Here is a 12,716-nt window from a genome sequence, read left to right as displayed (position 1 = left end):
CATATTCCAACTAGAAAGCGAACTCTGGCGCCGTTTTTTTCCTTAACATTGCAAGCTTAATTACTCAATAAAAATGCAGGCACCTAAAGCCAAAAAAATAGCCCATTTATTAGAAACACATGGGCATCAACGCATCGATAATTATTATTGGATGCGAGATAGAGAAAACCCAGAGGTAATAGAATATTTAAATGCTGAGAATGATTACCTGAAGTCAAGTTTAAAATCTACAGAAAAATTTCAGGAAGAGCTTTTTCAGGAAATGAAAAGTAGAATAAAGGAAGATGACGAAAGTGTTCCTTACTTCAAATCCGGCTATTACTGGTACATCAAATATGAGACTGGAGGAGAATATCCACTGTATTGCCGCAAAAAAGGGAATTTGGATGCGCCGGAAGAGGTATTCTTAAATGTTAATTTACTTGCAGAAGGCAAGGCATACTACCTTGTTGGGGGAACCGCAGCCACTCCAGATCTTAAAACTCTGGCTTTTGCTAGCGATCAAGTGGGCAGAAGAATCTATGAGATTCACTTCAAAAACCTTGAAACTGGAGAGATCCTCCCAGATAATATCCCAGCTATCACGGGTAATTTTGCCTGGGCAGCAGATAATCAAACGCTGTTTTACTCCAAACAAGACCCTGACACACTTCGCTCCTATCAGATCTATTCACATAGACTTGGAACTCCTACAGCTGAGGACAGACTTATTTATGAAGAAAAAGATGAGGAATTTTCATGCGTAGTTCATAAGACTAAGTCTGAAAAATATATCCTTATCCATTCTGAAAGCACGATTTCTTCAGAAATAAGATTTATGGATTCTGCTGATCCAACAAGCGAATTCAGATTGCTTCAAGCCAGAATTCCATATGTGGAATATGCTGCTGATCACTATCAGGACCACTTCTGGATTAGAACAAATCATAAAGCACAGAACTTCAAGTTAGTCAAAACGCCAATAGCAAGCCCTGGTATTGAAAATTGGGAGGACGTAATTGAACATCGAGAAACCGTTTTATTAGAAGACTTTGATATTTTCTCTCACTTCCTGGTTGTACAAGAAAGAACTAAAGGACTTTGTAAAATCAATATTAAACCTTGGGATGGAACGCCTGGTCATTCCTTAGAGTTTGACGATGAAACTTACACTGCCTGGATAAGTACTAACCCGGAGTTTGAGACTTCAATTCTCCGATTCGGTTACAATTCCCTTGTAACTCCAGCCAGTACCTTTGATTACCACATGGTGACTAAAGAGAAAACTTTGCTGAAGCAACAAGAAATCATTGGTGGCTATGATAGCACACAATACACCTCAGCTCGAATCTGGGCAAAAGCTGAAGATGGCGTAATGGTGCCCATTTCCTTGGTGTATAAAATTGACAAATTCTCTCCTGATGGTAACAATCCACTTTTGCTGTATTCCTATGGCTCCTACGGTTATAGCATGGATGCATATTTTTCCAGCAGTAGGCTAAGTTTGCTGGATAGAGGCTTTGTATTCGCAATTGCACATATACGTGGCGGAGAAGACCTTGGCCGTATGTGGTATGAAGATGGAAAAATGCTGAAAAAGCGAAATACATTCACCGATTACATCACATGTGCCGAACACCTTATCTCCCAGAAATACACTTCAGCATCCCATTTATACGGTATGGGAGGAAGTGCTGGAGGATTGTTAATGGGAGCTGTAATGAATATGAGGCCTGATTTATTCAATGGACTAATCGCAGCAGTTCCTTTTGTGGATGTAGTAACTACCATGCTGGATGAAAGTATCCCTTTGACCACGGGAGAATTTCAAGAATGGGGTAACCCAAAGAACAAAGATTATTACGAATATATGCTTTCTTATTCTCCATACGATAATGTAGAGGCTAAAGAATATCCGAATTTATTGATTACCTCTGGCCTTCATGATAGTCAGGTGCAATATTGGGAACCTACTAAGTGGGTGGCAAAATTAAGGGATATGAAAACAGACTCTAAGTTGCTTTTCTTACATACTAATATGGATGCAGGACATGGGGGCGCTTCAGGAAGATTTAATTCCCTCAAAGAAATGGCACTGGAATACACTTTCCTACTATACCTTGAGAATAGAATCCCAAGTAAATATTAAGTCACCTTTAAATAATTTCCACCAGTCAAGTAGGGAAATATTTTTTCCTAACTTTGACACGAACCTATTATACTAACACTCTATGAAAATAGCACTCATAGCCCATGACGGTAAAAAAGCCGACATGGTACATTTTTTAAGTGGATTCCGCGAAAGACTGCAGAAGGCAGATGTGGATTTAGTAGCTACAGGCACTACCGGCTCTCATATTGAAAAAGCTGGTTTTGAAGTTGAAAAATTACTTTCCGGACCCTACGGAGGTGATGCTCAAATTGCCGCTTTGGCTGCTCAAAAAGAGTTAGCAATGGTTGTTTTCTTCAGAGATCCACTTGACAAACATCCGCACGAACCAGATGTGCAAATGCTAATGAGGATATGTGACGTACATAATATCCCTTTGGCAACCAACCCGGCTTCGGCCGACCTAATGTTTAAGGCCTTCACTCAAACCTAAAAAATGGAACCTAAAACCATTAAAAAAATTGGCGTATTAACTTCTGGAGGCGATTCTCCTGGAATGAATGCTGCAATCCGAGCTGTAGTAAGAGCAGGATTTTACTACGATATAGAAATGTATGGAATCTACCGCGGTTACGAAGGGATGATTTCTAATGACATTAAAAAATTAGAGTCAAAGCACATTACTCATGTACTTGAGCGAGGTGGAACTTTCCTGAAGTCTGCAAGAAGTGCTGAATTCCGTACACCAGAAGGAAGACAAAAAGCCTATAATAATCTAAAAAGCCATGGCATTGATGCTTTGGTAGTTATTGGCGGGGATGGCTCTCTGACTGGAGCTCATTTATTCTATAAAGAATTTGGGATACCAGCTATTGGGCTACCAGGAACGATAGACAATGACCTTTCCGGCACAGATTCCACCATTGGATTTGACACAGCTTGTAACACGGCTATTGAGGCCATTGACAAGATCCGCGACACTGCAACTTCACATGACAGGCTTTTCTTCGTGGAAGTAATGGGAAGAGACGCAGGATTTATTGCTATCAATGCTGGTATTGGAAGTGCGGCAGCCGCTATCTTGATCCCAGAGAAGAAAATGCCTATTGAGCATTTGGTAGACAAATTAAGGATAAGAACCAAAGCCAAAAAAGCATCCAATATTGTGATCGTAGCTGAAGGTGGAAAAAGCGGTGGTGCAACAGAAATTGCTGCACTAGTTTCAAAACACCTTCCTTACTATGACATCAAGGTGACTATTCTAGGGCATTTGCAAAGGGGTGGCTCTCCAAGTTCCTATGACCGTCTCCTAGCTTCCAAACTTGGTGTATCCGCAATTGAAGGATTGTTGCAAGGGAAATATGATGTGATGGCAGGGCTGATCAATAATAAGGTTGTTTACACGCCTATCAAAAAAGCAATCGTAGATGACAAATCAGTAGACGAAGATGATTTCCGAGTAGCTAAAATTTTATCTACTTAATTATTCTTAAATATCTTAAAATTCATAAGTCCAAGGTTGAGTCCTTGGACTTTTTGCTTTAGCTTAATCTCAATTTTAATCTACTCTTTAATAGCAGTTCAATGAAGCGACATTTTCTAATTGCTCTTATTCTTTTAATCTCAAATAAGATTCTAGCCCAAACTCCACTAACCTATTTAAATTCTCAAGGCGAAAAGCACCTGGCAGGTGAATTTGATCTGAATATTTTAAGAACTGATACTGCATTCCAAAGCTGGTATGCGGAGAGCGAAAAATTATTTCAACTATCGGGGAAAAATACAGATTGGAAAAAGAATTTGGAAGATACGGAAGTGGAGATTTTTATTGGTACATGGTGTGGAGACAGCAAACGCTGGGTTCCACAGTTCGTGAAACTTTGGAATGAGCTAGGGTTAAGTGAAGACCAACTCAAATTCACTGCCTTATATGACGGAGAAGAGCAGTATAAGCAAGGTCCAAATGGAGAGGAAAAAGGAATGCTAATCCATCGAGTACCGACTTTTATCTTCAAGGAAAATGATCAGGAGTATTCCCGGATTGTTGAATTCCCCGTGAATGATTTGGAAACTGATTTAGCCCAAATCGCACTTGGCTATGCCTCAGAGCCTAATTACCGTGCTGCGACTTACCTTCTGGAATTATTTGATTCGGAACCTCTAGATTCTATTTACAGAAATGTCCAATCTCATTTCAACCAAGTGTATCAACGGGTTGGCAAAGAGAAGGAGCTGAATACCCTTGGTTATTTATTCGAGACTTCGGATCGATTGCCTCAGGCATTACTCACCTATGAAATCAACTCGGTGATCTTCCCTTATTCTCCACGCGTATTAAATAGTTATGCAGAAGCATTAACAAAAAATAACCAAAAGGATCGCGCTATTGAGGTTTTTAAAAGAGTAGTTGCATTAGAACCAACCCTCGAAAGTGCCATAGCAAAATTGAAAGAATTAGAAGAAGAAGTAAAAGAAAACGAAAACTAGCAAGAAAGTCTGATCAATAGAAAAGGCTTTCTTGCTAGTTGAATAGCCTACTTCATCAAAAAGACACTGGAGTTTTTACCCAATTTAATTTGGTCTCCTGCTTTTTCAACAACTCCCAGAGAAAAAATTTCTTGCTCAAAACCTTCAGGAGAATTAATGGAGATTTCTTTTTTACCAAGATTATGCAAAACAAAAACTTCTTGCTCACCAAGATTTCTCAAGTAAGCCATTACTGATTTCGGGTAAGTATTTATTGGCAACTCAAGTGATCCAACTGCCAACGCGGGATTGGTATTTCTAAGGTAAATCAACTCTTTGTAATGATTGAAGTAGCTAGTTGGATCATCTTTTTGCAAAGCCAATGGAGTAACCGTTTTGTCTGTTGAATACATTGGCTCTATCCAGGTAGCACGTCCTGTATCTTTGTCTGTTACATCCCAAAGGAAAGGTTCACGAATTTGCTCATCGGGCTTTAACCCTAACATGCCAATTTCTTCTCCATAATATAAGTAAGGGGCTCCCGGCATGGTCATAAGAATAGCTATTGCTTGTTTATATTTTTCCGGATCAGAACCAAGTTCATTGAGTAATCTTGGTTGGTCATGATTTGAAGATATTGTCGCATCAATAAAATCTGAAGTAATGCTCTGATAGAAATCCAGCACCTCCTTTTCTTTATTGACCAATAACATCCCATCCATTTTATTCAATGATTCAATCAAGGTGTAATGAAAATCAAAATTGAATAAAGCTGGTAATCCTGGTAAAAATGGTGCTACAACTTCCTTCTTATCATAAACTTCGCCCACTAAATAGACATCCGGGTTGATTTTGGTCATTTCAGCTCTAAATTCTTTCCAAAATTCATGGTTATCGCCCGCCCTGTCATCAGGGTAAATATGCTTTGCAGCATCCAACCTAAAGCCATCGACTCCTATTTCTTCAAGCCAAAATTTCCCTATATCAAAAATTTCCTGCCTAACCTTTGAGTTGTCAAAATTCAAATCTGGCATCCCTCCAATAAAAAAACCGTAATAATAATCCTCCCCAATACCTGGGTCATGCCATTGAGTGATATTATCTGAATCTAGGGTGATGACTTTTTTCTCAATAAAATCCGCAATTGTGTCCTTTTGAGCCCATACGTAATAATCTCTGTAAGGATTATCCCTACCCTTCTTGGATTCCTGAAACCAAGGATGATCGCTACTGCTATGGTTTATGATTAAATCAATTACAATTTTAATATCCCTTTGATGTGCCTCATCCAAAAGCTTTTTAAAATCATCCATAGTTCCATAGTCTGGATGTATTGCTTTATAATCTGTTACATCATATTTGTGATAGCTCGGAGAAGGCATTATCGGCATAAACCAAATAGCATTGGCACCCAATTCCGATACATAGTCAAGTTTTTCAGTCACTCCATTTATATCCCCTATCCCATCTCCATCAGAATCATTGAAAGACTGTACAAATATCTCGTAGGTCACACCCGCTTTCGGCCAGTAATTTTCGACAGAAGTGGAGGTCTTTGGATTACAGGCAGACATTAAGGCTAATCCCATAAGAACTGATGCTATTTTGGATTTTTTCATAGGAATTGGAGAAAAAAAAAGTCACTTTATTTAAAAGTGACTTTTTCGTTGATTGTTTGTATTAATTTCTATTTACTGCATTCAGCATATCGAAAGCCAATTCAAGTCTTTTTACGAAGTTCTCTTCGCCTTTACGCAACCAATTTCTTGGATCGTAATATTTCTTGTTAGGACTATCAGCTCCATCAGGATTACCTAATTGAGTCTGAAGATATGCCTCATTCTTTTTGTAATTATTCAATATACCTTCCCAGAATGCCCATTGCATATCTGTATCGATATTCATTTTGATAGAGCCATAGCTATTTGCTTCCCTAATTTCTTCAACTGTAGATCCAGATCCACCGTGGAATACGAAGTTCAATGGCTTACCTGTCAAACCGTGCTTCTCTTTGATGAAATCCTGAGAATTCTTCAAGATGATTGGCTTCAAACTTACGTTTCCTGGCTTGTACACACCATGTACGTTACCGAAAGCCGCAGCGATTGTGAAAAGATCTCCTATTTCTTTTAGGTGCTCATAAGCATAAGCTACTTCTTCAGGCTGGGTGTAAAGCTTAGATGAATCAATATCCGTGTTATCTACACCATCTTCTTCTCCACCAGTAACTCCCAATTCGATTTCAATTGCCATTTCAAGCTTTTCAAACTCCTTGAAATAGTTACAGGAAATCTCAACATTTTCTTCTAAAGGCTCTTCAGAAAGATCTAGCATATGTGAGCTATACAAAGGTCTTTTATGTGTTGCGTAGTAAGCTTTACCAGCATCCAAGAGTCCGTCTATCCATGGCAATAATTTCTTAGCAGCATGATCTGTATGCAAAATAACAGGAACACCGTATGCCTCTGCCATCAAGTGTACGTGATGTGCTCCGGAGATACCACCAGCGATACTAGCTTGTTGCTTATCATTCGCCAAGGATTTTCCAGCAAAAAATTGGGCTCCCCCATTTGAAAATTGAATGATTACTGGCGAGTTCAATTTCTTTGCAGTCTCTAGAACAGCGTTTACCGAGTTGGTATTGATTACGTTCACTGCAGGCATAGCAAACTCATTCTCTTTAGCATATGCATAAAGATCTCTAAGCTCTTCACCGTATTTTACTCCAGGTTTGAATTTCATAGGTATTAGATTTGATTAATTCTTAATAAAGCGCTTAAACAGCACTCTTTTCGTGTCGAATGCTTCAAAGATATAAATCCCTGCCTGAATATTCGTAACATCTATTTCTAAAATTTCATCACCTGCAGGTGTCATACCATCAAACAAAACCCTTCCAGTCATATCAATAACACGATAATTTGATCCGGTCATGTCTATAGGGAGCTGAATCATTAATCGCCCATTAGTAGGGACAGGATAGATTTTGAATGCAGAATCAGGAATAGATTTTTCAGGGATAGCCGTCACAAAATCTTCCTGTAAAATTCCTGCAGTAGGCTTTTCAAGTTTTTTATCTGTGAATAGATAAAATTCACTAGGTCTTAACGTGAATTTCATAGTTGTGCTACTCACAGTTAACTCCTCTCCTGTAAAGTAATTATACCAAGTTCCTGTTTTAGGGAAACTTAGATTCACGTTTCCAGCACTACTCAATCCAAAATTACCAAACAGTACCACATCCATGGCTTCGCTTTCTAAGATGATAGATTTGAGACTGCCGTTTAAATTAAGGGTGGTTTTGTCAGGGTTATTAAAGACTTGATGTTCCGATTTGAGTTTGATCATTGCCTGATAAAGCTGAAATAATCGCTCCCGCTGAGGATTAGTCAGGTATTGCCATTTGGTAGGTTTAATGCCTAGACGATCGTCATTAAGTTCCTGATCATATCCAAATTCCCCAAATTGCCAGATCATCTTGGGCCCGGGAATACTAAAGTAAAAAGCAGTTAATAATTGGTTTCTATTAACGGCATTTTCCAATTGTTTAAGATTTATAGGAGAAGTGGCTCCATAATTTAAGCTTTCCCACATTACTCTTTCTTCATCGTGACTTTCTTGATAGGCGACCAAATTGGGTTCATTCCAACCTCGAGATTTATAGTATGCCCAATTGAAATCTTTCTCCTGCCCTTTGGCCATTTCACGGAAATCAAAATTCATATTTCCCCAAAACATCATTCCATAGTCAGCCAATTCCTTTTCCTCAGTATTATCAGCCAAATGTTCCAAAATCACATAAGCATCAGGATGATTTACTTTGATTTTGTCATAAATATGCTTCCAAATCATGATGCGTGAAGCGTCGTATTGAGACCATTTACCCACATCCGCACCAGAAACTACCTGTGTAAACCCCTTACTTAAATCGAACCGAAAACCATCAATTTTATATTCACTCAGCCAATAATTATTTACAGAATCGACAAATGCTCGGGTATAGCTGCTTTCATGGTTGAAATCATATCCCACATTGAAGGGATGTGTTGCGTTCCTATTAAACCATGGATTTTCAGGAGTCGGTGATCCAAATTCTCCGTCATTATATAGTCTGACCAATGGATTTTGCCCAAAAGCATGATTCAATACCATATCCATGATGATCACCATACCTTTTCCATGGGCCGCATCAATAAGGCTTTTCAGGTCATTCTTAGTCCCGTAATATTTATCCGGAGCAAAGAAAAAAGAAGGATTGTAACCCCATGAGAGGTTACCTTCAAACTCCCCTATTGGCATTAACTCGATTGCATTTACACCAAGTTCTTGTAGATAATCCAGCCTTTCCTCTACAGCAGCATAGGACCTCCTATCGTCAAAATCCCTGACCAATAGCTCATAGATTACTAGCTCTTCAGGATCAGGTTTTTCATAGGTTAAATTTTTCCAATTGTACTTGTCTTGCCCAGTTTGAAAGTAAGTCGCTTGATATTGGGTTTTCCCTGTAGGGTATGCTTTCAAACCTGGATACCTTCCCTGACTTATTATTTCCTGATCATGATCTGGGTCTGAAGTTTTATCTGCATAGGGATCACCAATTCTTATTTCATCATCTACCAAGTATTGAAAAATATATTCCTTCTTTGGCGTTAGACCAGTAATAATTAACCAAAAGATCTCACCATCAGGAGTTCGATTCATTTGGTAATCTGAAGACCTTGCCCAGTCATTAAAATCTCCAATCACATTGACCATCTTCTTTCCCGGCGCGTTCAAAGCCAAAAGAACTTCTGTATCCGATAGGTAATTAATGCCTAATCTGTTTCCAGGAGGTAATGGAGCAATAGGTGTAGCTGCGAAAACCTCAATATCCACCGTTTCGGAATCTTGATTTGACCCATTGCTTGCTTCTGCTACTAATTTGTATAAACCTGCCTGAGTAGCTGCGTAATTATAGGATAGTGATTGAACCCCAGTTGCATTTGCTACCTGCACGCCATCGAGCTGAAGTGATATATCAGCTAAGCCCTCAGTGGTTGCTACTTTGAATGTATAGGTATCTCCCTCTTCTAATGCTATAGCAGAACTAACTGGTGATGTGAAAACTACCTGAAATCCTTGAGAAAGGTCAACGAAAATATCTCCACCGCTACTGCTTTTCCCTTCTCTACTGCCATCTCCATTTCTAAAAACCAATCCCAAACGGTAAATAGTTAATCCATTTAGATTATCAAAAAATGTATTAGGCGTCAGGTCGAAAGTATAAAGGTTTGACTGCCCTTCAACTTTAGTCATTTTCGCATTTGCATCGGTAGTACCCCATTCAAAAGGAACTATTGACCAAGTTGTGGATTCTCCACTTTCAGTAACTGCTCCAATATGAATATAAACATCACACCCACAATCCTTAAGCCCAGCTGTACCTTTGCTGGCATCATAGATGATAGTCACCTTTTTATCAGCATTTGGGAAAATAGGCTCAGTAGTAACCTGAGCAAAAGCTCCCGAATAAGAAAATAATAGAATGAAGAAGATAGATAATAAAAGGGCAGTTTTCATGGGTTTTTGTTACTGAAAACCGACTTTGGCATAGATACACCAAAGTCGGTCTAATTAAGCTTTTAGCTTTTGCTGAAATCCTAGTTAATTTTTAGTCATGGTATATGATACTTCTCCTGGAACATTGAAGTTCAACGTAACAGTATAGTTTCCAGCTTCAGCAACAATGATATTGTCGCCGTCTTTTACCATAGCTCCATCTTTTGGTCCTAAGTTAAAATCCCAAGATTGGTTTGCTCTGAATTTGAATGCACCTTTCTTTAAATCAGTAGTGATAGTTAGGATATTTAGATCTTTGTTGAAATTCATTGGGGTCTCCACATCCCATCCACCTACGGTAGCATCGCCTATGATTCCCCAAAGTTTTGGATCGGAAAGAGTGTACGTTTTAGTAGCCAGATCCACTGTAACTTCAATTGTACCAAATTTGGTTACTTTAATATTTGCTGCATCAGCTTCTGCATCTAATTTACCGTCAGCACCTGTATCACCATAGTTTTTACCATCTACCCAGTCAGGTTCCTCATTAAACTTGAACTCCCCACTTCCACCCAGAATATGGATAAATCCAGTAAACGTCTTATTAAATGCTACGGACTTTAACGTGGTGTTTAAATTCCCTGGATTCCACCCCTGGTAGTCTCCAGGGACATATAGTAGCGGAAAGGCAACAAAAGTATCATACGGAGTGACAGACAAAACAACGGTTTCTCCATAAATCGGTGATAAAGGCTGGTTGATGGATGATTTTACTCTGAATTCTACCTCAGCGGCTTGATTTACAATGAGTCCTTTGGCAATTAATTCATCATTCAAAGCCTCTGTTTGAACCTCAATCAGATTAGTTTTTGAAGTTCCAAGTTCTACCGCATCCTCGAAATTTGCCCCAGCCAGATCCATTTCCAAGGAATAGGTTACTTCTCCAACCTTAGCAAACTCAGCCATAGTAACTGAGAATACGATCAATTCCTCCGAGTTATCCGCACTTAGCACGAGGGCAGATCCATTTGCAGGATCTGCTACTTGAGATCCTGTCTGCTCAATAATAGGAGGCATTTCATACTTTTCGCAGGACCATAGTACCGGCAACAAAGCTAAAGCCCATGTGATTTGCTTAATTTTTTTCATTTTTTAGGTTTGTTAATTGACAGTATTCTTGAATTAATTAAAACACATGCAGAAATAATCTATTTTTAATATTCAGGTTTTTAAGTAGTCCTGAGAATTATTCTGTACTGTTTAGAAATTTTAAATGAAAGAAAATTAAGACACAAGAAGGCCATTGCTCATTAACTAAAACTTTTTTGAGCAAACGTTTGCGGTTACGTTTGCATAAAAAAATAATTTTAAAAACTAAATAGATAAAGGCCTAAATCGGAAGTTTTAACTTCAAAATTCAATAGATTGCTTCTTCCAGAAATCAAAAATAATCGCGTACAATATAATCTTGGAATAGTTTAATTTTATGAAATTAGGTCGAGCAACCATAAAGGACATAGCAAAGGCACTTAACCTTTCTGCTTCTACCATCTCTCGGGCACTAAAAGATTATCCAGGGATTAGCGATGAGACAAAACGGAAGGTTAAAGAAGTTGCTGAGGAAATGAATTACCGCCCGAATGCAATTGCACTTTCGTTGAGAAAAAGCAGATCATTTACAATCGGGGTGATTATTCCTGAGGTAGTTCATTTTTTCTTTTCTTCAGTGGTCAGTGGTATCGAGGAAGTCGCGCATTCTCGAGGCTATAATGTTATTCTAGTTCAATCCAATGAAAAATTGGACCGTGAGATTTCTAGTATTGAGACTATGCTATCAAATCAAATTGATGGCGTATTAGTGAGTTTTTCTAAAGAGACTAAAACCTTCAACCACTTCACTAAAGTTTTGGATCAGGGGTTTCCCATTGTGTTTTTTGACCGAGCACCAGAAATACCAGGTGCCATCAATGTCACTGTAGATGATTACCAAGGAGCCTTCGATGCTACAACTCATTTAATCAGTCAGGGATATAAAAACATCATCCATTTAGGAGGTCCTAAACTTTTGAAAATCAGCACAGAAAGGGAAAGAGGTTATAAAGATGCACTTACACATAATGGATTAGATTTCAAGTCTGAGTATGTTATCCCATGTCCAATTGGCACTGTTGAGGAAAGTCAGCAAATAGTAGCAGAGCTATTTTCGAATATGACTGTCCGTCCTGACGCATTTTTTGCCTGCAATGATGTAGGTGCTGTGGGAGCGATGATGGCCTGTAGAGAAATCGGTTTAAAGATTCCTGTTGATGTGGGTGTTGTTGGTTTCAGTGATTGGCAATTTTGTTCCATGCTGGAGCCAAAACTATCTTCAGTTGCACAACCAGGAGCATTGATGGGAGCCAAAGCCACGGAGATTCTAATAGACATTATCGAGAAAAAAATTGACCCGGAATCCATGGAAAACTCATTGATTTTGAAAACAAAGTTGATGGCAAGGGATTCTTCGAAAAGATTTTAAGAAAAAAGATCAGATTTTTTAGTAAAAAAGTGCAAACGTTTGAATAGGTCTAATTTTCATCCTAGGGCACAATAGTTTTTTACTCCTTGTTTGAATTGTTCATTT

The 12,716-nt window shown here is 38.7% G+C and carries 9 protein-coding genes; 5 read left to right on the top strand and 4 right to left on the bottom strand.

Annotation, left to right across the window (positions count from 1 at the left end; translation table 11 throughout):
• Positions 1-73: 73 nt before the first annotated feature.
• The 4 genes from QOL76_RS17780 to QOL76_RS17765 all read left to right on the top strand — a co-directional run bounded on the left by QOL76_RS17780 (position 74) and on the right by QOL76_RS17765 (position 4,576).
• Positions 74-2,128, top strand: coding sequence for a S9 family peptidase (locus QOL76_RS17780; RefSeq protein ID WP_283414309.1), 2,055 nt, complete (start codon positions 74-76; stop codon positions 2,126-2,128).
• 82 nt (positions 2,129-2,210) lie between these two features.
• Positions 2,211-2,582, top strand: coding sequence for a methylglyoxal synthase (locus tag QOL76_RS17775; protein WP_111613051.1), 372 nt, complete (start codon positions 2,211-2,213; stop codon positions 2,580-2,582).
• A gap of 3 nt (positions 2,583-2,585) precedes the next feature.
• Positions 2,586-3,572 (top strand): 6-phosphofructokinase, encoded by a 987-nt coding sequence (gene pfkA, locus QOL76_RS17770; RefSeq protein ID WP_283414308.1) that lies wholly within the window; start codon positions 2,586-2,588, stop codon positions 3,570-3,572.
• 101 nt (positions 3,573-3,673) lie between these two features.
• Positions 3,674-4,576, top strand: a complete 903-nt coding sequence (locus tag QOL76_RS17765; protein WP_283414307.1) for a tetratricopeptide repeat protein — start codon at positions 3,674-3,676, stop codon at positions 4,574-4,576.
• A gap of 47 nt (positions 4,577-4,623) precedes the next feature.
• Here QOL76_RS17765 and QOL76_RS17760 read toward each other — a convergent pair whose 3' ends face one another.
• The 4 genes from QOL76_RS17760 to QOL76_RS17745 form a co-directional block, all read right to left on the bottom strand.
• On the bottom strand, positions 4,624-6,174 hold the full coding sequence (locus QOL76_RS17760; protein ID WP_377918556.1) for an alpha-amylase family glycosyl hydrolase: 1,551 nt from the start codon (positions 6,172-6,174) through the stop codon (positions 4,624-4,626).
• Positions 6,175-6,235: 61 nt separating this feature from the next.
• On the bottom strand, positions 6,236-7,297 hold the full coding sequence (gene fbaA, locus QOL76_RS17755) for a class II fructose-bisphosphate aldolase (RefSeq protein ID WP_283414306.1): 1,062 nt from the start codon (positions 7,295-7,297) through the stop codon (positions 6,236-6,238).
• Between the two features lie 15 nt (positions 7,298-7,312).
• A complete protein-coding gene (locus QOL76_RS17750; RefSeq protein ID WP_283414305.1) occupies positions 7,313-10,114 on the bottom strand; it encodes an alpha-amylase family glycosyl hydrolase in 2,802 nt (933 codons plus the stop codon).
• Between the two features lie 84 nt (positions 10,115-10,198).
• A complete protein-coding gene (locus QOL76_RS17745) occupies positions 10,199-11,242 on the bottom strand; it encodes a SusE domain-containing protein (RefSeq protein WP_283414304.1) in 1,044 nt (347 codons plus the stop codon).
• Positions 11,243-11,579: 337 nt separating this feature from the next.
• Between QOL76_RS17745 and QOL76_RS17740 the strand changes: the two genes are divergently transcribed.
• Entirely contained in the window at positions 11,580-12,611 is a 1,032-nt protein-coding gene (locus QOL76_RS17740; RefSeq protein WP_283414303.1) for a LacI family DNA-binding transcriptional regulator, read from the top strand.
• The last annotated feature ends 105 nt before the right edge of the window (positions 12,612-12,716 follow it).

Source organism: Algoriphagus winogradskyi (assembly GCF_900182815.1).
GTDB lineage: Bacteria > Bacteroidota > Bacteroidia > Cytophagales > Cyclobacteriaceae > Algoriphagus > Algoriphagus winogradskyi.
The sequence above is the reverse complement of the archived record's forward strand: the minus strand, read 5'-3'. Positions and strand labels throughout refer to the sequence as shown.

What these genes read in the sequence shown, in the direction of transcription:
- pfkA (WP_283414308.1), top strand. Translation starts at nt 2,586, where the DNA reads ATGGAACCTAAAACCATTAAAAAAATTGGCGTATTAACTTCTGGAGGC.
- QOL76_RS17750 (WP_283414305.1), bottom strand. Translation starts at nt 10,114, where the DNA reads ATGAAAACTGCCCTTTTATTATCTATCTTCTTCATTCTATTATTTTCT.
- QOL76_RS17740 (WP_283414303.1), top strand. Translation starts at nt 11,580, where the DNA reads ATGAAATTAGGTCGAGCAACCATAAAGGACATAGCAAAGGCACTTAAC.
- fbaA (WP_283414306.1), bottom strand. Translation starts at nt 7,297, where the DNA reads ATGAAATTCAAACCTGGAGTAAAATACGGTGAAGAGCTTAGAGATCTT.
- QOL76_RS17780 (WP_283414309.1), top strand. Translation starts at nt 74, where the DNA reads ATGCAGGCACCTAAAGCCAAAAAAATAGCCCATTTATTAGAAACACAT.
- QOL76_RS17745 (WP_283414304.1), bottom strand. Translation starts at nt 11,242, where the DNA reads ATGAAAAAAATTAAGCAAATCACATGGGCTTTAGCTTTGTTGCCGGTA.
- QOL76_RS17775 (WP_111613051.1), top strand. Translation starts at nt 2,211, where the DNA reads ATGAAAATAGCACTCATAGCCCATGACGGTAAAAAAGCCGACATGGTA.
- QOL76_RS17760 (WP_377918556.1), bottom strand. Translation starts at nt 6,174, where the DNA reads ATGAAAAAATCCAAAATAGCATCAGTTCTTATGGGATTAGCCTTAATG.
- QOL76_RS17765 (WP_283414307.1), top strand. Translation starts at nt 3,674, where the DNA reads ATGAAGCGACATTTTCTAATTGCTCTTATTCTTTTAATCTCAAATAAG.